At 65.6% G+C, this 21,564-nt stretch carries 23 protein-coding genes; 9 read left to right on the forward strand and 14 right to left on the reverse strand.

The window, feature by feature from the left end; all coding sequences use genetic code 11:
• The gene (gene ruvA, locus CFP68_RS09060; protein ID WP_099826612.1) at positions 1 to 687 is read right to left on the reverse strand and encodes a Holliday junction branch migration protein RuvA; all 687 of its coding nucleotides are present in this window, start codon (positions 685 to 687) and stop codon (positions 1 to 3) included.
• A complete protein-coding gene (ruvC, locus tag CFP68_RS09065; protein ID WP_099826613.1) occupies positions 684 to 1,196 on the reverse strand; it encodes a crossover junction endodeoxyribonuclease RuvC in 513 nt (170 codons plus the stop codon). Before ruvC ends, ruvA begins: the two co-directional genes overlap by 4 nt.
• A gap of 235 nt (positions 1,197 to 1,431) precedes the next feature.
• Between ruvC and CFP68_RS09070 the strand changes: the two genes are divergently transcribed.
• Positions 1,432 to 1,623 (forward strand): DUF1127 domain-containing protein, encoded by a 192-nt coding sequence (locus tag CFP68_RS09070; protein ID WP_099826614.1) that lies wholly within the window; start codon positions 1,432 to 1,434, stop codon positions 1,621 to 1,623.
• 86 nt (positions 1,624 to 1,709) lie between these two features.
• Here the strand turns inward: CFP68_RS09070 and CFP68_RS09075 are convergent, their stop codons facing one another.
• From CFP68_RS09075 to CFP68_RS09090, 4 genes are all read right to left on the reverse strand, one after another.
• Positions 1,710 to 2,063 (reverse strand): hypothetical protein, encoded by a 354-nt coding sequence (locus CFP68_RS09075; protein ID WP_099826615.1) that lies wholly within the window; start codon positions 2,061 to 2,063, stop codon positions 1,710 to 1,712.
• A gap of 126 nt (positions 2,064 to 2,189) precedes the next feature.
• Positions 2,190 to 3,056 (reverse strand): 50S ribosomal protein L11 methyltransferase, encoded by an 867-nt coding sequence (locus tag CFP68_RS09080; RefSeq protein ID WP_099826852.1) that lies wholly within the window; start codon positions 3,054 to 3,056, stop codon positions 2,190 to 2,192.
• Between the two features lie 111 nt (positions 3,057 to 3,167).
• Positions 3,168 to 3,824, reverse strand: a complete 657-nt coding sequence (gene msrA / locus CFP68_RS09085; RefSeq protein ID WP_099826616.1) for a peptide-methionine (S)-S-oxide reductase MsrA — start codon at positions 3,822 to 3,824, stop codon at positions 3,168 to 3,170.
• Positions 3,825 to 3,889: 65 nt separating this feature from the next.
• Positions 3,890 to 5,119: an MFS transporter gene (locus CFP68_RS09090; protein ID WP_099826617.1), complete on the reverse strand. Its 1,230-nt coding sequence runs from the start codon at positions 5,117 to 5,119 to the stop codon at positions 3,890 to 3,892.
• A 121-nt stretch (positions 5,120 to 5,240) separates the two neighbouring features.
• Here CFP68_RS09090 and CFP68_RS09095 point away from each other — a divergent pair, with 121 nt between their 5' ends.
• A complete protein-coding gene (locus CFP68_RS09095; protein ID WP_145953423.1) occupies positions 5,241 to 5,945 on the forward strand; it encodes a hypothetical protein in 705 nt (234 codons plus the stop codon).
• A 72-nt stretch (positions 5,946 to 6,017) separates the two neighbouring features.
• Here the strand turns inward: CFP68_RS09095 and CFP68_RS09100 are convergent, their stop codons facing one another.
• Both CFP68_RS09100 and CFP68_RS18575 read right to left on the reverse strand, forming a co-directional pair.
• A complete protein-coding gene (locus CFP68_RS09100) occupies positions 6,018 to 8,207 on the reverse strand; it encodes a primosomal protein N' (protein ID WP_277621458.1) in 2,190 nt (729 codons plus the stop codon).
• A gap of 6 nt (positions 8,208 to 8,213) precedes the next feature.
• A complete protein-coding gene (locus tag CFP68_RS18575) occupies positions 8,214 to 8,345 on the reverse strand; it encodes a hypothetical protein (RefSeq protein WP_277621459.1) in 132 nt (43 codons plus the stop codon).
• Between the two features lie 101 nt (positions 8,346 to 8,446).
• Here CFP68_RS18575 and fsa point away from each other — a divergent pair, with 101 nt between their 5' ends.
• From fsa to CFP68_RS09120, 4 genes are all read left to right on the forward strand, one after another.
• A complete protein-coding gene (fsa, locus tag CFP68_RS09105; protein WP_099826619.1) occupies positions 8,447 to 9,100 on the forward strand; it encodes a fructose-6-phosphate aldolase in 654 nt (217 codons plus the stop codon).
• Between the two features lie 140 nt (positions 9,101 to 9,240).
• Complete coding sequence (locus CFP68_RS09110; RefSeq protein WP_099826620.1) at positions 9,241 to 9,948, forward strand: DUF484 family protein; 708 nt, start codon at positions 9,241 to 9,243, stop codon at positions 9,946 to 9,948.
• 4 nt (positions 9,949 to 9,952) lie between these two features.
• A complete protein-coding gene (locus CFP68_RS09115) occupies positions 9,953 to 10,867 on the forward strand; it encodes a tyrosine recombinase XerC (protein WP_099826621.1) in 915 nt (304 codons plus the stop codon).
• Positions 10,868 to 10,906: 39 nt separating this feature from the next.
• Positions 10,907 to 11,599: a CDP-alcohol phosphatidyltransferase family protein gene (locus CFP68_RS09120; RefSeq protein ID WP_099826622.1), complete on the forward strand. Its 693-nt coding sequence runs from the start codon at positions 10,907 to 10,909 to the stop codon at positions 11,597 to 11,599.
• On the opposite strand, the gene CFP68_RS09125 is transcribed toward CFP68_RS09120, so the two are convergent.
• From CFP68_RS09125 to CFP68_RS09140, 4 genes are all read right to left on the reverse strand, one after another.
• The gene (locus tag CFP68_RS09125; RefSeq protein ID WP_099826623.1) at positions 11,587 to 11,832 is read right to left on the reverse strand and encodes a DUF3253 domain-containing protein; all 246 of its coding nucleotides are present in this window, start codon (positions 11,830 to 11,832) and stop codon (positions 11,587 to 11,589) included. The genes CFP68_RS09120 and CFP68_RS09125 overlap by 13 nt on opposite strands.
• Positions 11,833 to 11,914: 82 nt before the next feature.
• Positions 11,915 to 14,926, reverse strand: coding sequence for an isoleucine--tRNA ligase (ileS, locus tag CFP68_RS09130; protein WP_099826624.1), 3,012 nt, complete (start codon positions 14,924 to 14,926; stop codon positions 11,915 to 11,917).
• A 207-nt stretch (positions 14,927 to 15,133) separates the two neighbouring features.
• A complete protein-coding gene (locus tag CFP68_RS09135; RefSeq protein ID WP_099826625.1) occupies positions 15,134 to 16,141 on the reverse strand; it encodes a YcjF family protein in 1,008 nt (335 codons plus the stop codon).
• A gap of 102 nt (positions 16,142 to 16,243) precedes the next feature.
• Complete coding sequence (locus CFP68_RS09140) at positions 16,244 to 17,659, reverse strand: YcjX family GTP-binding protein (protein ID WP_099826626.1); 1,416 nt, start codon at positions 17,657 to 17,659, stop codon at positions 16,244 to 16,246.
• 181 nt (positions 17,660 to 17,840) lie between these two features.
• Between CFP68_RS09140 and truA the strand changes: the two genes are divergently transcribed.
• The 3 genes from truA to CFP68_RS09155 all read left to right on the forward strand — a co-directional run bounded on the left by truA (position 17,841) and on the right by CFP68_RS09155 (position 20,044).
• Positions 17,841 to 18,620: a tRNA pseudouridine(38-40) synthase TruA gene (gene truA / locus CFP68_RS09145; RefSeq protein ID WP_099826627.1), complete on the forward strand. Its 780-nt coding sequence runs from the start codon at positions 17,841 to 17,843 to the stop codon at positions 18,618 to 18,620.
• A gap of 142 nt (positions 18,621 to 18,762) precedes the next feature.
• Entirely contained in the window at positions 18,763 to 19,074 is a 312-nt protein-coding gene (locus tag CFP68_RS09150) for a hypothetical protein (RefSeq protein ID WP_241524019.1), read from the forward strand.
• Positions 19,075 to 19,195: 121 nt separating this feature from the next.
• The gene (locus CFP68_RS09155) at positions 19,196 to 20,044 is read left to right on the forward strand and encodes a DMT family transporter (protein WP_099826628.1); all 849 of its coding nucleotides are present in this window, start codon (positions 19,196 to 19,198) and stop codon (positions 20,042 to 20,044) included.
• Positions 20,045 to 20,121: 77 nt separating this feature from the next.
• Here the strand turns inward: CFP68_RS09155 and rpmB are convergent, their stop codons facing one another.
• Entirely contained in the window at positions 20,122 to 20,409 is a 288-nt protein-coding gene (gene rpmB / locus CFP68_RS09160; protein WP_099826629.1) for a 50S ribosomal protein L28, read from the reverse strand.
• A 158-nt stretch (positions 20,410 to 20,567) separates the two neighbouring features.
• The gene (gene meaB, locus CFP68_RS09165) at positions 20,568 to 21,560 is read right to left on the reverse strand and encodes a methylmalonyl Co-A mutase-associated GTPase MeaB (RefSeq protein ID WP_099826630.1); all 993 of its coding nucleotides are present in this window, start codon (positions 21,558 to 21,560) and stop codon (positions 20,568 to 20,570) included.
• Between the last annotated feature and the right edge of the window lie 4 nt (positions 21,561 to 21,564).

Here is a 21,564-nt window from a genome sequence, read left to right on the forward strand (position 1 = left end):
TCATTCCTTCGGGGCCAGCAATTTCAGCGCAGCACGGATCAGGCCCGACGTGTCCGCCTCAGGGTCGCTGCCGGCGGCCTGCGCCACGGCGCCTGCCGCTTCGCCCGGGGCGTAGCCCAGATTGGACAGCGCCGACAGCGCTTCGGCCTGTGCCATTCCGGCATTCGGTTTCGCCGGCTTTCGCGCGCTGCGGTCCGGACCGCCATCAGCGAGTTCGACAACCTGGGCCCCATCGGACGCGGACGAAGGCGCTTCCCCCGGATCGCTGGCACCCATGGCCATGACGCTTGGCGCCTTGTCCTTCAGTTCATTCACCACCCGCTGGGCGATTTTCGGGCCCACCCCCGGCGCCGCCCTGACCGAATTCCAGTCACCCAGCGCAATGGCGCGGCCGATCCCCTCGGGGCCGAGAACACCCAGAATGGCCATCGAAGCCTTGGCCCCGATGCCCTGAACGCTCATCAGCAGGCGATGCCATTCCTTTTCGACCATCGTCGGAAAGCCGAACAGTTGCAGCAGATCCTCGCGCACCAGAAGTTCGGTGTAAAGCGCGGCCGGCTGACCGGTGGCCGGCAACCACATCAACGTGCGCTCTGACACATGCACGATATATCCGACCCCGCCGACATCCAGCAGGATGTGATCGGCGCCGCGGTATCCGATGCGCCCCGACAGACGACCGATCATCGCGCGGATCCCGCCAGGATCGCCGCGTCCAGGCGGCCCGCCGTCTGACAATGAAACGCATGGCAGATTGCGATGGCAAGGGCATCGGCCGCGTCCGCACCGACGATTTCGACACCGGGAAGCTGCATCCGAACCATATGTTCCACCTGCCTCTTGTCGGCGTGTCCGACGCCGACGACCGTTTTCTTGACCGAGTTGGGGGCATATTCGCCCACCGCCAGCCCGGCCCGCGCGGGAACAAGCAGGGCAATCCCCCGCGCCTGTCCCAGTTTCAGCGTCCCGACCCCGTCCTTGTTCACGAAGGTTTTCTCGACTGCGGCGGTCGTGGGCGCGAACCTTTCGAGAACCTCGCTCAGTTGATCATGCAAGGCCAACAGGCGTTCAGCCAGGGTCGCCGCCGCGCTGGTGGTGCAATGACCGTTTCCGACATGGCGCAACCGCGCACCGTCCACATCGATGATGCCCCATCCGAGGGTCCGAAGCCCAGGGTCGATTCCCAATACACGCATCACGCCCCTGCCTTTGCCCTTTTCGCCAGCAACTAGCACGAAACGCGAACATTCACCAGCCGCAATGCGGCGAAGGGGAAATATCCGGCGAGGATCGTGACGTTCTGTCGTCGGTCGCGTCGGGCGATCGACACCTTGCAGAAAACGCATGGGTGCCATGCGTCCGGACGGCTGGCCACGGCCGCGCGGGACGGCTAGAGGCATGTCCAACTTGGCTTATGTGAAGGACAGGATCATGGCCCATTACCAAACCACCCCCACCCTCGGCACCACCACGGGACTGACCCTTGGCAACGCGTTGCACCGGATCGTCGCCACCGTGCGCGACTGGAACCAAAGCCGTGTGACGCGCAAGGCCTTGTCGAACCTGACCGATCACGAGCTGGACGATATCGGCCTGGTGCGCAGCGACATCGCTTCGTTCTGATCGCACCTTTGCTCGTTATCGCAAAAAGCCGCCGCGCAGGAAATGCGCAGCGGCTTTTTCACTTTCGAGATCGCATATCGCTTGGGTCAGCCAAGAAGCGGCATCAGGTTGGCTGCAAGGAACCGGGTCACGCCGTCGGATTGCATGACGAAGGCGCCGAAACGCTCGAAGATCGAACCGCTGTCCAAGGCGGACAGGCCGATCTCGTATTGCGCCGGTCCGACCGAGGCCAGCATCACCGCCTTGGCGGCGATGAGGACGATCGCGAAGATCACTGCGCTGCGCACCAGGGCCATCGCCGGGAAGTGGCGGCGGCGGCGCCGGGTGATCAGGCCATCCGAAGCGATATGAAGGTCTGAATTGCGCGCGACGATCCGGTTGTTGCGACGGATCAACTTGCTGCGCGCGGCAAAGCTTGGCGAGATGATGGCGTTAGACATGACAGCGTCCGACCCTTGGATATCGGCCCCCACCGACAGGACTGTTTATAGACTTCTTTGTGGCCGAACCGGAGAGGAAAAGACGGATTTGGTCCAAATTTGGACAAAATTGGCTGTTTTCCGGCTTCAACGCTGCAATGTCAGCGAAGACCAATCAACAATGTCTTCACGATTGACAAGATTGAAGCCGTTTTCGAGATAAACGCCGATCACCTCATCGGCCTGTTCGATCAGAAGACCCGAAAGGATCACGAATCCCCCCGGCCGGGTCGCGGCGGCGATTGCCGGTGCCAGGTCGATCAGCGGACCCTTGAGGATATTGGCGAACACCAGGTCGAAGGGCGCGGCGGCTTGCAGGGCCGGATGGTCGAACCCCGCCGCCTCGATGGTTTCGACCAGATCGCCGACGCCGTTCAGCGCCGCGTTGGCCGCCGCGACCTCGACCGCGACCGGGTCGATATCGCTGGCGTGGACCCGCCGGCCCCAGACCTTGGCCGCCGCCATGGCCAGAACCGCCGTGCCACAGCCGATGTCGGCGACCTTTTCCGCCTCGAAGCCGTCGTTCATCAGCCGATCCAGCGCGCGCAGGCATCCCAGGGTCGTGCCGTGGTGGCCGGTGCCGAACGCCATTGCCGCCTCGATCAACAGGGCGACGCGACCATCGGGCACCTTATCGGCATCGTGCGAGCCATAGACGAAGAATCGCCCCGCCTCGACCGGGACCAATTCGCGCCGCACCTTGGCGACCCAGTCGACCTCGGGCAGTTCGCTGATTGCGAAGGGGCGCGCGCCATAGGCAGCGGCCAGCACGGCCAATGCGGTTTCGTCGGGCGCCGCTTCGAAGTATGCGCCGACCTCCCAAAGGCCCGATCCGTCCTCGATCTCGAAGACACCCACGCCGGTGGGCTCGGGGGTCAAATCCTCGATCGCGGCGGCAAGGGCTTCGGCCGGCGCGGGTCCGGGCAGGGTTGTCAGGGCGGTGAAGGTGGTCACGGCAGGTCCTTTCGCGGGCGGCGTTCCCGGCGCCATGCCATGGCGGGCGGTCACGGACAAGGGGCGGCCGCGGGCGTCGGCGCGGGGCGGCCCCCGCGCCAACCCGTCCGGTCAGAGTGTGGCGCCGGTTCCGATCGGACAGGTCACGCCAGTGCCGCCGATCCCGCAATAGCCGCGCGGGTTCTTTTCCAGATACTGCTGATGATAGGCTTCAGCGAAATAGAAGACCGGGGCGTCGCGGATCTCGGTCGTGATCGCGCCCAATCCGGCCTTCGACAGTTCGGCCCCAAAGGCGGCCTTGCTGTCTTCCGCGGCTCTCTTCTGCGCGTCCGAAAAGGTATAGATGCCCGAGCGATACTGGGTGCCGGCATCGTTGCCCTGGCGCATACCCTGGGTCGGATCGTGGCCTTCCCAGAACGCTTTCAGCAACGCGTCATAGGAAATGACCGCCGGATCATAGACCACGCGCACAACCTCGTTATGGCCGGTCCGCCCGGAACACACCTCTTCATAGGTCGGATTGTGGGTATAGCCGCCGCTATAGCCGGCGGCGGTGTTGTAGACACCCGGCAGCTTCCAGAAGATCCGCTCGACCCCCCAGAAACATCCCATTCCGAACACCGCTTCCTCCATCCCCTCGGGCACCGGTGCCTTCAGCGGACGGTCGAACACGGCGTGGGTTTCAGCCGTCGCGATCGGCAGGTCTCGCCCCGGCAGGGCTTCGTCCCGGGCGATCATCTGCGTCTTCTTCGTGTCGAACAGGAACATCTGACTCTCCTATCTGGGTTGCGTCAGATATAGGGCGGCCGGCCCCACCCTGCCAGTGGCGCGCGCTATTCGGCCGGGGTTGGCAGAAGCGGCGCGAACACCGTCTCGCGCCCCTTGACGGGGTGGCGCGGGATCATCAGCGCCAGCGCCAGCGACGTGGCCGCCATCATCGCCGCCAGAATGAACACCGCCCCCGGCGACGTGATCCAGAGATAGCCCAGCAACGCGGGCAGGAATACGGCGGCGATGTGGTTGATGGTGAACGCCACGGCGGCGGTGGGCGCGATATCCTGCGGATCGGCGATCTTCTGGAAATAGGTTTTCAACGCAAAGGCCAGCGCAAAGAACAGATGGTCGATCACATACAGCGTCGCCGCCAGAAGGACGCCCCAGCCGAAATAATAGATGCCGCCATACAACAGGAACACCACGACCAGACCGGCATACTCGAACGCCAGGGCCCGGCGTTCCCCGAAATGCGCCACCGCCCGCCCCATGAAAGGCGCGCACAGCATGTTGGCCAGGAAGTTCACCAGAAACAGCGCCGTGACCTGATGGACATCGAACCCGAAGCGTTCGACCATCATGAAGGCGGCGAACACCACGAAGATCTGCCGCCGCGCGCCCGACATGAACTGCAACGCGTAATACAGCCAGTATCGACGGCGCAGCACGAAGGTCTTCAGTTGCGGATCGGGCGCCTCGAACTGTGGATAGGCCAGCAGGCAGAACACCGCGATGGCCGCCGTGATGCCCCCCGATGTCAGGTAAACCACGGCATAGGACAGATCGAACGCCCGCCAGGTCACAACCAGCAATCCATAGGCCAGCAGGGAAGCGCCCGATCCGGCGGCGACGATCCAGCCCAGGGTCTGCGGCGCCCGGTCCTTGGCGATCCATTGCAATTGCAGCGATTGGTTCACAGTCTCGAAGTAGTGAAATCCAATGGACGAGATCATCGTGATCGTCAGGATTCCCGCCAGCGACGGAAAGAACGCCGTGACCGCGGTGGCACAGCCCAGCATCAAAAGCGCCACAAGGCCCAGCACCTGTTCACGCACAAAGATGATTAGCGCGATCACCCCGACGGCCAGAAACCCCGGAATCTCGCGCACCGTGTGCAGCCAGCCGATTTCGACGCCGGTAAACCCCGCCGCCTCGATCACGAAGTTGTTGAGCAGGGCAGACCATGTCGCAAACGCGATCGGCATCGCGAAGGCGATCAGCAACAAAAGCGACGTGGGACGGCGCCAGCGCGGCAAGGATTGCGCGTCGGCAAGGCGGACGGTTCTCATGCCAAAGCGTTACGCCCGCCGCCGCGCAAAAGAAAGAGCCGGATTCATGATGGAACGAATTCCCCGCCCGCGGTCGTTGACCCCTCAGCCTGACACCTAGGGAAATGATATGATGAACACGATGACCACAACCGCCGTCGCAGCCATACTGGCCCTGCCTCTTGCCACCGCCCCGCCGGCCTTGGCGCAGGACACCGGCACGGCCAGCCCGGGCAACACCATGGACCAGAGCCCGCCCGAAACCGCATCCGACGCGGCGGGCGAGACCCGCGCCGATCCGCTGATCGTGACCGTGGGCGAAACCGAGATCACGGCATCGGATGTGACCGGGGCGATTGGATCCCTGCCCCAGAACCTGCAACAACGGCCGGCCGAACAGCTGATCCCGTTCGTTGTCGATCAACTGGTGTTCCGCGCGCTTGTTCTGGAGAGCATCGCCGCCGATTCCGATGAGGCGAACCAGACCGCATCCGAGGACATGCCATCGACCGAAGGGTCGGAACCCGCGTCGGACGGGGCCGGCACCGGCGGCATGTCGCAGACGGACAAGGCGCAGCGGATGCAGGCCGACAACGCAGCCGTCAAATCCTTCATGGACGAGCGTATGGAAGGCGTCGTGACCGACGAAAAGGTCCAGGCCGCCTATGACGCCGCCGCCGAGAAAAGCGAGGCGGAACTGCCGCCGCTGAAAGACGTGCGCCTTCAGATCGAACAGCAGTTGCGCCAGCAGGAACTCGCCGCGTTGCGCCGCGAACTGGAACAGACGGTCGATATCGTCTTCTACGGTCCCGACGGCAAACCCCGCGACGTCAGCGTCAAACCGTAACCCGCACCGCGCGGCCGCGTCGGCGCGCCGGGCCGCGCCCCGTGGCCGGGGGCGCGGCCTTTCCATGGAAGATCAATAAAAACTCTGGGGATCGATGTCGATGGACAGGCGCAGGGACGACGGCAGGCGAAACTGCGCCACCCATTCGGCCAGCGCGGCCTGCAACGGTGCCGCCTTGTCGGCCTTGATCAACAGGCGCACACGATGCCGCCCCCGTATGCGGGCGATGGGGGCCGGGGCCGGCCCGAACAGTTGCGCGCCGATGCGGCGCAGGGGCTGGTCGCGCCGGGCCATGTCGGCGGCAACGTCGAATACCTGTTGCACGTTGGGCGACGACAGGATGATCCCGGCCATCCGGCCATAGGGCGGCACGCCCGCATGGCGCCGCTCGGCGGCTTCGGCGGACCAGAACCGTTCCTCGTCGCCCGCAAGGATCGCACGGATCACGGGATGTTCCGGCTGATAGGTCTGCAACAGCGCGGTGCCCGGCTTGTCGGCCCGCCCGGCCCGCCCCGCCACCTGGCGCATCAGCTGAAACGTGCGTTCGGCGGCCCGCAGATCGGACCCCTGCAAGCCAAGGTCGGCGTCGATCACCCCCACCAGCGTCAGCAATGGAAAGTTGTGCCCCTTGGCCACCAGTTGCGTGCCGATGATGATGTCGGCGCCGCCCGCCGCGATCTGTTCGATCTGCTGTTTCATGGCGCGGGCTGATCCGAACAGGTCGCTTGACAGCACCGCAATTCGCGCGTCGGGAAACAGCGCGGTTGCTTCCTCGGCCAGCCGCTCCACCCCCGGGCCGACCGGCGACATGCGGTCCTCGGCCTCGCAGTTCGGGCATTTCTCGGGCATCGGTTTCGTCTCGCCGCATTGATGGCAGACCAGCCGTTTCAGGAACCGGTGTTCCACCATCCGCGCATCGCAATGGTCGCATCCGATCTGATGCCCACAGGCGCGGCACAGCGTGATCGGCGCATAGCCGCGCCGGTTCAGGAACAGCAGCGATTGCTCGCCCGTTTCCAGCCGCTTCATCACCCCTTGCGCCAGGGTCGGTGATATCCACTTGCCGCCCGGCAGATCCTCGGCGCGCATGTCGACCGCGCGCATCTCGGGCATGATCGCGGCGCCGAAACGCGACGTCAGATCCAGCCGCGCGTATTTACCGGCCTCGACGTTCGCCCACGTCTCCAAGGACGGAGTCGCCGATGCCAGAACCACATGGGCGCTGCAAAGCGATGCGCGCAGCACCGCCATGTCGCGCGCGTTATACAGCACGCCGTCCTCCTGTTTATAGGAGGTGTCGTGTTCCTCATCGACGACGATCAGCCCCAGATCGCGGAACGGCAGGAACAGGGCCGAGCGCGCGCCGACGACCATCTGAGCGCCGCCCTCGCCCACCATGCGCCAGCAGCGGCGCCGTTCGGTCATGGTGACACCGGAATGCCATTCGGCGGGCAGAACGCCGAACCGCTCCTGCACGCGGGTCAGGAATTCCGAGGTCAGCGCGATTTCCGGCAACAGCACCAGTGCTTGCCGTCCCGCGCGCAGGCAGGCCGCGACCGCCTCGAGATAGACCTCGGTCTTGCCCGATCCGGTGACGCCGCGCAGCATCGTTGTGCCGTATGTCGCGGCCGTCACCGCCTGCGCAAGCTGCGCCGCCGCAGCCGCCTGATCGTCGGTCAGATCGTGGCCCGGGCGGTCGGGATCCAGCCGGGGATAAGGCGTATCGCGCGGGCTTTCCTGTTCCACCACGGCACCCTGTTTCACCAGCCCCTTGATCACGCTGGACGTCACGCCGGCACTGTCGGCCAGTTCCTTCAAGGTAAACGCCAGCCCGCCATAGTCGCGCAGCACCTCCAGCACCTTGGCACGCGCATCGGTCATCCGGTCGGGCGCGGCGTCACCCAGACGATAGACCACGCGCATGGACGGCGGATCGCCCAGGCCCGGCGACCGGGTGGCAAGGCGCAGCATCGCGGGCATCGGCGTCAGCGTGTAATCGGCGGCGCGACGCAAGAACTGCTGCATCTCGTCGCGCATCGACACCGCGTCCAGCACGCGGATCACGCGCCGCACCTTGGCCAGGTCATATCCCCCCTCACCCCGGCCCCAGACGACGCCCAGCACCTTGCGAGGGCCCAGGGGCACCTCGACGAACGCGCCGGTCATGCACCCGCCTTCGGGCGCGCGGTAATCCAGCGCGCGGTCCAGCGGCTGGGTCGTCATGACCGCGATCAAATCGCCTTCGTCGAAGAAACCCTGCACGCGGGTTCAGCCCGCCTGAGGGTGCGGGGTTGCGATACGGGCGAAGCCCATGGCGCTGACGGCGGCCGGCATCGCCTCGAACACCACCAGAAGCGCGCCAGACGCGGCAACAAGGGCCAGCCAGACAGAAACTTCCATGGGCAACTCCAGACGGGAAAGGGAAATGGACCCTTTCGGCCCCCCGCGACATTGGGGTATCATCACGGTGAATTCAACATCCAGACAACGAGGCACCCGAGATGAAATTCTTTGTCGATACCGCCGATGTGGACGCGATCCGCGAACTGAACGATCTGGGGATGGTGGACGGCGTCACGACCAATCCGTCGCTGATCCTGAAATCGGGCCGCGACATCAAGGAAGTCACGAAAGAGATCTGCGACATGGTCGAAGGTCCGGTCAGCGCCGAATGTGTCGCGCTGGATTATGACGGCATGATCTCGGAAGGGCGCACCCTGGCCAAGATCGCCGACAACATCGCCATCAAGCTGCCGCTGACCTGGGCCGGCCTGAAGGCGTGCAAGACCCTGACCGGCGAGGGCCACATGGTCAACGTGACGCTGTGCTTTTCGGCCAACCAGGCACTGCTGGCGGCCAAGGCCGGGGCCACGTTCATCTCGCCGTTCCTGGGACGGCTGGACGATCTGTCGCTCGATGGCATGGACCTGATCCAGGATATCCGCACGATCTATGACAACTACGGGTTCGAGACCCAGATCCTGGCCGCGTCGATCCGCAACGTGAACCACGTCAAGGACGCCGCGCTGATCGGCGCCGATGTGATCACCGCACCGCCGGCCGTGATCAAGTCGCTGGCCAACCACGTGCTGACCGACAAGGGGCTGGACGCGTTCATGGCCGACTGGAAAAAGACCGGCCAGACCATCGCCTGAGCTGTCGATATTCCTGACGCGGGCGGCGATGCAAAAAGGCATCGCTGCCCGCTGGCTTGGAAAATCATGCAATTTTGGCGTGATTTACGATTTCGATCTGCCCTAGGATACTAAAAATCGAACAATCGGATGGGAACGGCATGGGAGAACGCGCCTTGATCGCTGATGATCTGCGCCACAGGATTATGTCCGAACCGGATGTCATCCTGGAAGACCTGGACCTGATGCGCGCCCTGATCGCGGGCAACGACAAGACCATCGGCGGCAATGTCGTGGATCTGCGGTCGATTGCCATGGAACGCCTCGAAGCGCGGCTGGACCGGCTTGAGGATACCCACCGCAACGTCATCGCCGCCGCCTATGAAAACCTGTCGGGCACCAACCAGATCCATCGCGCGGTTCTGGCAATGCTGGACCCCACGGATTTCGAGGCGTTCCTGCACAACCTGGCCACCAATGTCGCCGACATCCTGCGCGTCGATGCCCTGCGCCTGGTGCTCGAGACCGAGGCGGGCGACTCCGACTCGGACCTTCGGTCGCTGTCCGACGTCCTGTCGCTGGCCCGGCCCGGCTTCATCTCGGGCTATCTGACCCATGGGCGCAACACCCCCGAACGGCGCGTCACCCTGCGCCAGTGCGACGGCGGCGACGCCAGCGTCTATGGTTCGCGCGGTGGCGATCTGCACTCGGAAGCTTGCCTGAAACTTGATTTCGGCAGCGGTCGCCTGCCGGGTCTGCTGGTGCTGGCCAGCGAAGATCCGCACCTGTTCACGCCCGCGCAAGGCACCGATCTGCTTGGGTTTTTCGCAGGTGCCTTTGAACGGTCCATGCGCCGCTGGCTGGCGTGATCCGATGATCTCTCCAGCCGCCCGCGACGCGCTTGCGACCTGGTTGGACGGGATGGGCGCCATGGGCGGTGCGGCCGACAATACCCTTGCGGCCTATCGCACCGACGTTCTGGGCTGGCTCGAATTTCTCCAGATGCATTTCGGACAGGGCACCGGGATCGACACCATCGCCGGGGTCGGGATTTCCGACATGCGCGCCTGGATGTCCCACGAACGGGGGCGCGGTGTGCAGGCCCGATCGCTTGCGCGGTCGCTGTCGGCGGTCAAGAGCTTCACGCGGTTTCTGGCCGAACGCGAAGGCTTCGATCCCACCGCCATCCTGTCCGCCAGATCGCCCAAGTTCCGCCGCAAGCTGCCCCGTCCCCTGTCCGAAGAGGGCGCGCGTGACATGATCGCCACGGTCGAGTTGCAGGATCTGCGCGGCTGGGTCGCGGCCCGGGATGTCGCCGTCGTGACGCTGCTCTATGGCTGCGGCTTGCGCATTTCCGAGGCCTTGTCCCTGACCGGTGCCGATCATCCGCTGGGCGAAACGCTGCGCATTCGCGGCAAGGGTGGCAAGGAACGCATGGTGCCGGTGCTGCCGGCGGCCCGCACGGCCGTTTCGGCCTATGTGACGTTGTGTCCCTATCCGGTGGAACGCGACGCACCGTTGTTTCGTGCCATTCGCGGCGGCAAACTGGTGCCACGCACCATCCAGAAAGCGATGGAGCAATCGCGGATGCAACTGGGCCTGCCGGCCACCGCGACGCCGCACGCCATGCGCCATTCCTTCGCCACCCACCTGCTGAACGCCGGCGGCGATCTGCGGGCGATCCAGGAACTTCTGGGCCATGCGTCGCTTTCTACCACTCAGGCCTATACCGCGGTCGACACCGCCCGCCTTCTCGACGTCTACGCCAGTGCCCATCCGCGCGGCTGATTGTTTGCGCCCACCCGAGTTTTAAGCCATCAGGATTTCATGACCGCTTCCACCCGCGCCCTTCTCGTTCATCTTTTGACCGCCACCGGCGCGGTTTTTGCCATGTTGGCCATGCTGGCGGCGGCCGACGAAAACTGGTCGATGATGTTCCTGTGGCTGGTCGTGGCCTTCGGCGTCGACGGGATCGACGGGCCGCTGGCGCGCAAATACGACGTAAAGACCCATTCACCCCAATACGACGGCGTGCTGATGGATCTGATCATCGATTACATCACCTATGTCTTCATCCCGGCCTTTGCCCTGTTCGAATCCGATCTTCTGCCGGGATGGACCGGCTGGATCGCGATCATCGTCATCACCTTCGGCAGTGTCGTGTATTTCGCCGACACGCGCATGAAAACGAAGGATAATTCGTTTTCCGGCTTTCCGGGGTGCTGGAACATGCTGGTGATCGTGATGTTCGCGCTGGAACCGAATTTCTGGATCATCCTGGCCATCGTCGTCGCATTGGCCATCGCGATGTTCCTGCCGCTGAAGTTCGTGCATCCGGTGCGCACCGAACGCTGGCGGGCGGTGACGTTGCCCATGGCGCTGGTCTGGACCTATTGCGCGGGCTGGGCGGCCTGGGTCGATTTCGACCCGGCCAGCTGGGCGCACTGGGGCCTGATCGTGACCTCGCTCTACCTCGTCTTCGCGGGGATCGCGCAGCAAGTGATCCCTCAGCGCGGCTGAGCCAACCGCAACCGGATCGGCCCCTTGGCCGTTTGCGGATCGACGACCTTGCCACCTTGAAGCGCCTCGATCATCGGCTCATCGGCCGCCACCCGTCGTACGTCGGCCATGAGGGGTCGCCAATCGTCGGCCAGGGCCCGCGCGACTTCGGACGGACAGAGCGTCTTGCGCGCACCACGTTGCCGCGCGATGTCCATCAGCGCAGCCCGGATACCATTGTCGGAAACAGGCAAGTTTCAGCCTCTCTTCCCGTCATCAAACCCTGGAAATTATCGGCAAGATGAAAGGGCGGCGTTTTTCTCGCCGCCCTTTCCCTCATGTCAGCGCCGCGTCGCACCGGCCGCAGACCCCGGGATGGGCGTGGGTTCCGACGTCGGGCAGGATCTTCCAGCAACGTTCGCACTTCTCGCCCTCGGCCTTGGCGAACACGACCGCCACGCCCGGCACCTCGGCCAGGGTGAACGCGCCCTCGGGGGCCGGATCGGTGGTCAGCACGACGCCCGACGTGATGCAAAGATCCGCGAACCGGTCGGGGTCGGTGACGGCCGCCGCCAGCTCGGCCGACAGATGCACGATCGGCGCCGCCTCGAGCGACGATCCGATGGTCTTGGCCCGCCGCTGTTCCTCGAGCGCGCCGGTGACAACGCGGCGCACGGCACGCACGGATTGCAGGCGCGCGGCCAGCGCATCGTTGCGCCATTCGGCCGGCGTATCGGGGAAATCCGTCAGATGGATCGACCCGTCCTCGCCCGGGTTACGCTCCAGCCAGGCCTCTTCCATCGTGAAGACAAGGATCGGCGCAAGCCATGCGGTCAGCCGTTCGAAGATGGCCCCGATCACCGCCTCGGTCGCGAGGCGGCGGGTTGAATCGGCCGCGTCGCAATACAGCGCGTCCTTGCGCACGTCGAAATAGAAACTGGACAGATCCAGTGTCGCGAAATCGAACACCGTGCGCCAGACCCTCTGGAAATCATAGGCGGCATAGGCGGCGCGAACCTGTCCGTCGATCTCGGCCAGGCGATGCAGGATCAGCTGTTCCAGCTCGGGAATCTCGGCCGGCATGTCGGGCACGACCTCGGGCATCGCCCCCAGCATGAAGCGCATGGTATTGCGCAGGCGGCGATAGCCGTCGGCGACGCCTTTCAGGATCTCGGGTCCGATCCGCTGGTCGGCCGTGTAATCCGACTGGGCGACCCACAACCGCAGGATATCGGCGCCGTATTGCTTGACCACAGTCTCGGGCACCACCGTGTTGCCGATGGATTTGGACATCTTCATGCCCTTTTCATCCAGCGTGAAGCCGTGGGTCACGACCGCCTTGTAAGGCGCGCGCCCCTTGGTGCCGCAGGCCTGCAACAGCGAGGAATGGAACCAGCCGCGATGCTGATCGGTGCCTTCCATGTACACGTCGGCGATGCCGTCCGGCGCCCCGTCGGCCCGGTCGCGCAGCACGAAGGCGTGGGTCGAGCCGGAATCGAACCACACGTCAAGGATATCGAAGACCTGATCGTAATCATCGGGGTTGGCCGCGTCGCCGATGAACCGCGCCTTGGCGCCATCGACATACCAGGCATCCGCGCCTTCGGTCTCGAACGCTTCGACGATACGGGCGTTGACAGCCGCATCGCGCAGCAGGAACTCGGGATCGGTCGGCACCTTTCCCTTGCGCACGAAACAGGTCAGCGGGACGCCCCAGGCGCGCTGGCGCGACAACACCCAGTCGGGGCGCTGTTCGATCATCGCGTGCAGCCGGTTGCGCCCGCGCCGCGGCGTCCAGGTGACCAGTTCATCGATCGAACGCAGGGCACGTTCGCGGATCGTCGTGCCATAGGTATCCTGCCCATCACCCACCGCCCGGTCGATGGCGGCGAACCATTGCGGCGTGTTGCGATAGATCACCGGCGCCTTGGACCGCCACGAATGGGGATAGCTGTGCTTGATCGTGCCGCGTGCCAGCAACCCGCCGACCTCGACCAGCTTGTTGATCACGGCGGTGTTGGCGTCCCCTTCCCAGGGGTTTGCCTTGTTCTTCTTGTTCGGCGCGTCGCGCAGGATCGACGTGCCGCCGAAAAACGGCAGGTCGTCGCGGAAGCGTCCGTCTTCCATCACGTTATAGGTGATGACCTGCTCCAGCATCCCGAGGTCGCGATACAGCTCGAACTCCTCCATCCCGTGGGACGGCGCACAGTGAACGAACCCGGTGCCCTCTTCATCGGTCACGAAATCGGCGGGCCGGAAATCGCGGGGCGCGTCCCATTCGCCATTGCCGCCCTCGGCCCCGGCCAAGGGATGGTGCAGCGTCATGCCCGCAAGCTGCGCCTGGGTGACATCGCGCACGCGGCGCCACTGGCCTTCTTCCAGCCGCGCCTTGGTCAAGGTCTGCGCCGCCAGGTTGTCCGCAAGGATGAACCGCTCGCCGACCTCGGCCCACGACTCGGCCGGCGTTCCGGTGACCTCGTAAAGCCCGTAGGAAAACGCCGAACCATACACCAGCGCCTTGTTCGACGGGATCGTCCATGGCGTCGTCGTCCAGATCACGACCGACGCACCGACCAGATCCTGCCCGGTTTCCGCAACCGCCGCGAACACCGCCTCGCGGTCGCCATCGGTCGCCTCCTCGTCCGACAACTCGACGTCCGGCAGATCGAACGCGGTGACGCGGAACTTGACCCAGACGGTAAAGCTCTCCTTGTCGTGGTATTCCACCTCGGCCTCGGCCAGCGCGGTCTTCTCGATCGGCGACCACATCACCGGCTTGCTGCCCTGATACAGCGTCCCGTTCATCAGGAACTTCTGGAACTCCTCGGCGATCACCGCCTCGGCGTGGAAGTCCATTGTCAGATAGGGATCGGCCCAGTTGCCGGTCACGCCCAGCCGCTTGAACTCATCGCGCTGGATGTCGACCCAGCCGGCCGCGAACTCGCGACATTCCTTGCGGAACTCGACGATGTCGACCGCATCCTTGTCCTGGCCCTTGGCGCGGTATTTCTCCTCGATCTTCCATTCGATGGGCAGACCGTGACAATCCCACCCCGGAACATAGCGCGCATCAAAGCCGAGCATCTGGTGCGAGCGCACGATCATGTCCTTGATCGTCTTGTTCAGGGCGTGGCCGATATGCAAATTGCCGTTGGCATAGGGCGGGCCATCGTGCAGCACAAAGGGCGTGCGCCCGGCCGCGCTCGACCGCAGGCGGTCATAGATGCCGATCCTTTCCCAGCGGGCCAGCCATTCGGGCTCACGCGCAGGCAGGCCCGCGCGCATCGGGAAATCGGTCTGCGGCAGGCGCAGGGTGTCTTTATAGTCGGAAGCTGTGTCGGCGCACATGTGATCGGTCCTCGGGAGGGGATATCGGCATTGGAATGAGGAAACGGCGCGGCAAACCCATGCGCCTTGTCCCGGACGCCCCGTGAATCAGAGCGCCGGGCCGGTAATTCGGCCAATCGCGGAACGATGCGGGATCGGGGTCGGTGACATGGGCCGCGTTATAGGGCGGCGCGCAAGGCAGGTAAAGCCGCGATGCCGCCGGTCCCGTCAGTCGGCCATGCCCGGAAACACACCGCCCAGTGCGCGCCCGACAAGGCGCGACACCGACGGGCGACGCGCGCCGTGGAAGGGCAGCGGGCGGCACACCTCGATCGCCGCAACCCCGACCCGGGCGGTCAGCGCGCCGTTGACAACGCCCTCGCCGAAGCGGCGCGACACCTTCGACAGCAATCCACCCCCCGCGAACGACCCGATCAGGTCATCCCCCACGGCCACGGCCCCCGTCGCCACCAGATGCGTCAGCACCACGCGCGTCAGCCGCCAACTGCCCAACGTCCCCGACCGACCGCCATAGATCTCGGCGATCCGCCGAATCATCCGCAGGTTCGCACTCAGCGCCGCGATCACATCGGCCAGCGCCAGCGGCACCAGCGCGGTGACCAGCGCCACCTGCCGCGTCGCCGCCTCGACCTCGAGCCGGGCCATGTCGTCCAGCGGCACCAACAGTTCGGCCTCTGCCAGATCGAACAGACCATCGGCATCGAAACTGTCGTCACGCCGTTCGCCGAGCCGCCGCCGCCCCCACTCCAGTTCAGCCCGCCCCGCGTACAGCGTCAGCAACCGGTCCACAACGACGCGCGCGGCCGCCAGGTCCTGCGCTGCCCGGGCCTCGATCGCCGCCTTGTGCACCCCGTCCAGCCGCTGCAGCCGCATCAGCGCCGTCCATTCCTTGCCGGCGATCAGCAACAGAACCAGGACGAACGCTCCGATCAGAACTGCCGCGATGTACCCCAGAACCGGATTCGCCGCCAAAAGCCCGGTGACCGCCGACCACGCCCCGAGCGACAGGAAGAACACCGCCAGGGCCCCCAGCGTGCGCCAGAACCACCGGCGCAGCGCCGAGGGCTTGCGCGCCGCCAGCGCCGCCATGGTCCGCATCGCCTGGCCCGTGGGCGACGCCTCCTCGGCATCGGGCACCGGCGCGACCTCGGCCGGCGTCGGATGCGCTCCGGCGTCCTCTTCGATCAGGACAGGTCCGCTTCGCGGCTTAGCCATCACACGATCCTTTCGGCATTCCCGTTTTTTCTTGCGGATAATACTCCCGCCGGAGGCTCCGACGCGGGCAACCGGCCCCGACCCCCGGGGTGCGCGCGCTACTCACAGCCGATCGCCGATCAGGAACTGCGCGGCGCGGTCCAGCCGGATATGCGGCGGCCCCTCGCCCGGCTTCAGGGTCAGGGGCTGGGGCGCGAAGGTCATCACCGAGTAATCGCCGTCCAGCCATGTTTCGGCCCCGTCGCGCGCCGGCACCAGCAGATGCATCGGATCCTCGGGCAGATCACCTGGATGAAACGCCGCCCGCTTGCCCGAGCCCAGCAACTGGCCGCGCACCACGTCCAGCGTCGCGCCCTGGTGTTCGATCGTGTCCTCGGTGGTGGCGCGCAGCGATGCGATGGCCATGGCCGCCGTCTCGGCCCCCGAATAATCCGCGCGCCGCTTCGCCTCCGACACCAGCGCCTGCATGATCGCGGCAAGCCTGCCGTGCTGGGTGTGGTGCAGATGATCCGCCTTGGTGGCGGCAAACAGGATCTTCTCGACCCGCCTGCCGCGCAGAAGCTGGCTCAGGAACGCGTTGCGACCGGGCCGGAACGCCCCCAGGATATCGGCCATGGCAAGGCGCATGTCCTCGACCGCCTGCGGTCCTGCATGAATCGCGCCCAGCGCATCCACTAGCACGACCTGCCGGTCGATCCGTGCGAAATGATCGCGAAAGAACGGCCGGACCACCTGCCGCTTGTAGGCCTCGTAACGCCGCTCCATCTCGCGCGCCAGTGACCCGCGGGCGGCCCCGTCCGCGGTCTCCAGCGGCGCGAAGGTCAGAACCGGCGATCCGGCCAGGTCACCGGGCAACAGGAACCGCCCCGGCGTGCAGTCCGAAAACCCCGCCTCGCGCGCTGCATTCAGATAACTGGTGAAACGCTGCGCCAGGCGCTGCGCCACGGGCTCGTCCAGCGGCGATGCGGGGTCGGTCGCGGCCGCCTCGGCCAGGTAATCGGCCGCCAGGGGACGCGACGCGATCCGCGCCAGGGTCTCGCGTGACCATTCGCGGTATCCCTTGTCCAGCAACGACAGATCCAGCAACCATTCGCCGGGGTAGTCGACGATATCCAGATGCACCGTCCGCTCGCCGCGCAATCCCGCCATCAGGCCGGTCGGCTGCACCTTCAGCGACAGGCGCAACTCGGAAATCGCCCGCGTGCTGTCGGGCCAGTGCGGCGCCGGGCCGGTCAGGTCCGCCAGGTGCCGCTCGTAGTCGAACCGGGGCAAGGTGTCGTTCGGTTGCGGCTGCAGATACACCGTGCGGATCGCGCCATTGGCCGCCGCGACAAGCTGAGGCATTCGCGCCCGGTTCATCAGGTTCGCCACCAGTGACGTGATGAACACCGTCTTGCCCGCCCGCGACAGGCCGGTCACGCCCAGCCGGATCACCGGATCCGAAAACGCGCCGGTCACCGTGGCACCAAGCCCCCCGATGCTGCGCCCCAGCCCGTCCGCGATATCACCAATGATCAAAATGCCGCTCCCTTGCTGTGGCCCAACATAGGCACCTGCCCATCGGGCTTCCAGTGCGCACACCGCATACGCCCGCATCACCCCGGCTTCTCACTGATCCAAATACTCCCGCCGGAGGCTCCCTGTCCCACGGCCGCGCGACACGATTGCCTTGACGCGCACGATTGCCTAGATCGACGCCATGCCCCGTTATGCCCTCAGGATCGAATACAACGGCGCGCCCTTTTCGGGGTGGCAGCGTCAGCGCGACCAACCCAGCGTGCAGGGCGCCGTCGAAGATGCGATTCGCAAGCTCGATGCCGATCATCCCGGCATCATGGCCGCCGGCCGCACCGATGCCGGGGTCCATGCCACGGCCCAGGTCGCCCACTGCGATCTTGCCCGCGCGTGGGCGCCGTTTCGCCTGGGCGAGGCGCTGAACTATCACCTCAAGCCGGCGCCGGTCGCGATCACCGCCGTTGCGCGCGTGGCCGACGATTGGCACGCCCGGTTCTCGGCCACCGGGCGTCATTATACCTTCCGGCTGATCGCGCGGCGCGCACCGCTGGTGCATGAGGCCGGGTTGGCTTGGCACGTGCGCCACCCGCTGTCCCTGGCCCGGATGCAGGCCGGCGCCGCGCAACTGATCGGCACCCACGATTTCACGACCTTCCGGTCGACCATGTGCCAGGCGGCGTCACCGGTCAAAACCCTCGACCGGCTCGACATCACCGAATCGTCCGTTCCGGGCGGCACGCTTTTCACGTTCCGCCTGCATGCCCGCAGCTTCCTGCACAACCAGGTGCGCAGCTTCGTGGGCACGCTGGAACGGGTCGGCGCAGGCAATTGGGCCGACGACGACGTGCGCCGCGCCCTGCTGGCGCGCGATCGCACCGCCTGCGGCCCCGTCAGCCCGCCCCAGGGATTGTATCTGGACGGCGTCGATTACTCCGACGATCCGTTCGCCGCACCCGATCGCTGAAAGCGCAACGGCGCGGCGCCGTCCGGGCCACAGCGGATTCAGAATTGCCCCAACGGCCAAAATCTGACATCGTTCAAGGATGGCAGACTCGCCGGACTCACCGTAAAAATGCGGGATCCGGCATAAATTGGCAGGTAAACGTATGAAAAATCTTCTGACGATTGCGGCCGTGGCCTTGTGCGCGGCTTCCTTTGCGCCGACCACCGTCAGCGCCGGCACCATCGAACGCGCGTGCCTCAAGTCCGACCGCCGGGCCGCGACCCGTTCGACCTGTGGCTGCATCCAGCAGGTCGCCGACCTGACGCTGGATCGGCGCGATCAGCGCATGGCGGCCCGGTTCTTCCGCGATCCGCACCGCGCCCAGGAGGTCCGGCAATCCAGCCGGAGCAACGACGAACAGTTCTGGCGCCGCTACAAGCAGTTCGGATCGACCGCCGAAGCCTATTGCAGCTGATCGGCGCTTGTCCGTTGCCGGCGCGAAACGCCGGAATTAAACCCTCGAAGGTCAATCCCGGTATTGCGACCCGGGCGCCCCACGGTCAGGGTGCGGCCATCGCAATCCGGGACGATCCTGAATGACAACCACGGTATTTTTCGCCGTCATCGGTGCCGCGCTGCTGCACGCCACCTGGAACGCGCTGGTCAAGAACGGCGCGAACAAGACGACGAGCATGGGCGCGGTGGTGATCGGCCACGTGCCGCTGGCCTTGCTGGTGCTGCCCTTCGTGCCGTTCCCGGCGCCCGAAAGCTATCCCTACATCGCGGCAGCGCTGGTGCTGCATGTCGGATACCAGTTGTTCCTGCTGAAATCCTATCAGACGGGCGACCTGACCCAAGTCTATCCCATCGCGCGCGGCTCGGCCCCGTTGCTGGTCGCGCTGTTTTCCGTTCTGGTGCTTGGCACCCGGCTGGCACCACTGGAACTGATGGCCGTCGCCATCATCGGTTGTGGCATCATCAGCCTTGCGCTGGTGCGCCGCGCCGACGGCCAGCGCAACGGCAACGCGGCGATGCTGGCGCTGACCACCGGCCTGTTCATCGCCAGTTATTCCCTGGTCGACGGATTGGGGGCCCGCGCCGCCGGAACATCGCTGGGATATTACGGCTGGCTGGCCGTGGCCAACGGGGTCATCACGACGGCCTATCTGGCGCTCAGGGCGCCCGATTCCCTGCGGGCGATGACTCGTGGCAAGGGGTTGATGGTCTTTGCCGTGGGCGGCAGCGCCTCGTTCGTCGCCTATGCCATCGTGACGTGGGCGTTTACCCAGTCGCCGATCGCGTTGGTGACGGCCCTGCGCGAGACCAGCATCGTCTTCGCGCTGCTGATAGGGGTGTTTTTCCTGAAGGAACGGCTGGACCTGATCAAGCTGTTCTCGACCCTGACCACCCTCGTGGGTGCGGCGATGCTGCGATTCGCCCGCTGATCACTCCGACACCTGCCGCAGAAACGCCAAAGGCCCCGCCGATCCGGCAGGGCCCGTAAACTGACGTGCGCAACGGCTCAGGCGGTGGCCTGGGCCTTGGCAATGTCCTTCTTGATCTTCAGCGCTTCGGCCGACAGATCCGCATCCTTGGCCCGCGCCATGAAGCCATCCAGACCGCCGCGATGATCGACCGTCCGCAATGCGGCGGCGGAAATCCGCAGCTTGAACGTGCGGCCAAGCGTTTCGGACATCAGCGAGACGTCATTCAGGTTGGGCAGAAACCGCCGACGGGTCCTGTTTTTCGCATGGCTGACATTGTTGCCAGACATCGGGCCTTTTCCGGTCAATTCGCAACGACGCGACATGGGTTCATCCTCGATCTGTCGCCGGGGTCACGGGAGATCCGCTGATCGCCCACCGGCACTGCTTGTCGGCATCGCAAACGACGCCATGAATTCCGTTCGCGGGTTCTATGCCGCACATCCCGAGGCGTCAAGCAGGGAATCTGCATCCGCCCCATCGTTCAGTCGCGCCGCGTCAGCACCGCGATCACCTCGGCCGCCGCCGCGCCGGCGGGCCTGTCGCCGGCCGCCACCGCCGCGCCCAGGTTGTCCAACGCCGCACGGGTCGCCGGATCGGCCCGCAGATGGGCCAGCATGCCGTGGCGCACCTCCTCCTCGAACCAGAACCGGTTTTGTGCCGCCCGCCGCGCCGCCAGGTGACCGGTGTCGCGGCGCCACTCGGCCAAGGTCTGCATGGCCTGCCATGCCGCGTCCAGACGCAGGCCGGTTTCGGCCGAGACACTCATCGCCTTCGGATATCCGTCAGGATCCTGCGCCCGTTTGCGCAACAGCCGCAATGCGCCCGCGTAATCCGCCCGGGTCCGCTCGGCCGCGGCCTTCAGGTCGCCATCGGCCTTGTTGATCAGGATGATGTCGGCCATCTCCATGATGCCGCGCTTGACGCCCTGCAATTCATCGCCACCACCAGGCGCCAGCAACAGCACGAACAGGTCGGTCATGTCGGCGACCATGGTTTCCGACTGCCCGACCCCGACCGTTTCGATCAGGACGATATCGTATCCCGCCGCTTCGCACAGGGCCATGGCATCGCGCGTGCGACGGGCCACACCGCCCAGCTCGCTCTGGCTGGGGGACGGCCGAATATAGGCGTTCGGGTGGCGCGACAGACGCTCCATCCGGGTCTTGTCTCCCAGGATCGAGCCGCCCGAGCGCGCCGACGACGGATCCACCGCCAGAACCGCCACCCGGTGTCCCGCCTCGCACAGCTGCATCCCGAAGGCTTCGATGAACGTCGATTTGCCAACCCCCGGCGTGCCCGACAAGCCGATTCGAAGGGCATCGGGCGCATCGGGCGCCAACCGGTCCAGCAACTCCGAGGCAACCGCACGATGATCGGCACGCTGGCTTTCGGCCAGCGTGATCGCACGGGCCAGCGCCCGCCGGTCACCCGATGTCAGACGCTCGGCCAGCGTGGGAATGTCAGGCGCGCTCATCGGG

The sequence above is a fragment of the Oceaniglobus indicus genome, from assembly GCF_002751875.1.
In the GTDB taxonomy this organism is placed as follows: Bacteria; Pseudomonadota; Alphaproteobacteria; order Rhodobacterales; family Rhodobacteraceae; genus Oceaniglobus; species Oceaniglobus indicus.

What these genes read in the sequence shown, in the direction of transcription:
- ruvA (WP_099826612.1), bottom strand. Translation starts at nt 687, where the DNA reads ATGATCGGTCGTCTGTCGGGGCGCATCGGATACCGCGGCGCCGATCAC.
- ruvC (WP_099826613.1), bottom strand. Translation starts at nt 1,196, where the DNA reads ATGCGTGTATTGGGAATCGACCCTGGGCTTCGGACCCTCGGATGGGGC.
- CFP68_RS09070 (WP_099826614.1), top strand. Translation starts at nt 1,432, where the DNA reads ATGGCCCATTACCAAACCACCCCCACCCTCGGCACCACCACGGGACTG.
- CFP68_RS09075 (WP_099826615.1), bottom strand. Translation starts at nt 2,063, where the DNA reads ATGTCTAACGCCATCATCTCGCCAAGCTTTGCCGCGCGCAGCAAGTTG.
- msrA (WP_099826616.1), bottom strand. Translation starts at nt 3,824, where the DNA reads ATGTTCCTGTTCGACACGAAGAAGACGCAGATGATCGCCCGGGACGAA.
- CFP68_RS09090 (WP_099826617.1), bottom strand. Translation starts at nt 5,119, where the DNA reads ATGAGAACCGTCCGCCTTGCCGACGCGCAATCCTTGCCGCGCTGGCGC.
- CFP68_RS09095 (WP_145953423.1), top strand. Translation starts at nt 5,241, where the DNA reads ATGACCACAACCGCCGTCGCAGCCATACTGGCCCTGCCTCTTGCCACC.
- CFP68_RS18575 (WP_277621459.1), bottom strand. Translation starts at nt 8,345, where the DNA reads ATGGAAGTTTCTGTCTGGCTGGCCCTTGTTGCCGCGTCTGGCGCGCTT.
- fsa (WP_099826619.1), top strand. Translation starts at nt 8,447, where the DNA reads ATGAAATTCTTTGTCGATACCGCCGATGTGGACGCGATCCGCGAACTG.
- CFP68_RS09110 (WP_099826620.1), top strand. Translation starts at nt 9,241, where the DNA reads ATGGGAGAACGCGCCTTGATCGCTGATGATCTGCGCCACAGGATTATG.
- CFP68_RS09115 (WP_099826621.1), top strand. Translation starts at nt 9,953, where the DNA reads ATGATCTCTCCAGCCGCCCGCGACGCGCTTGCGACCTGGTTGGACGGG.
- CFP68_RS09120 (WP_099826622.1), top strand. Translation starts at nt 10,907, where the DNA reads ATGACCGCTTCCACCCGCGCCCTTCTCGTTCATCTTTTGACCGCCACC.
- ileS (WP_099826624.1), bottom strand. Translation starts at nt 14,926, where the DNA reads ATGTGCGCCGACACAGCTTCCGACTATAAAGACACCCTGCGCCTGCCG.
- CFP68_RS09135 (WP_099826625.1), bottom strand. Translation starts at nt 16,141, where the DNA reads ATGGCTAAGCCGCGAAGCGGACCTGTCCTGATCGAAGAGGACGCCGGA.
- truA (WP_099826627.1), top strand. Translation starts at nt 17,841, where the DNA reads ATGCCCCGTTATGCCCTCAGGATCGAATACAACGGCGCGCCCTTTTCG.
- CFP68_RS09150 (WP_241524019.1), top strand. Translation starts at nt 18,763, where the DNA reads ATGAAAAATCTTCTGACGATTGCGGCCGTGGCCTTGTGCGCGGCTTCC.
- CFP68_RS09155 (WP_099826628.1), top strand. Translation starts at nt 19,196, where the DNA reads ATGACAACCACGGTATTTTTCGCCGTCATCGGTGCCGCGCTGCTGCAC.
- rpmB (WP_099826629.1), bottom strand. Translation starts at nt 20,409, where the DNA reads ATGTCGCGTCGTTGCGAATTGACCGGAAAAGGCCCGATGTCTGGCAAC.
- meaB (WP_099826630.1), bottom strand. Translation starts at nt 21,560, where the DNA reads ATGAGCGCGCCTGACATTCCCACGCTGGCCGAGCGTCTGACATCGGGT.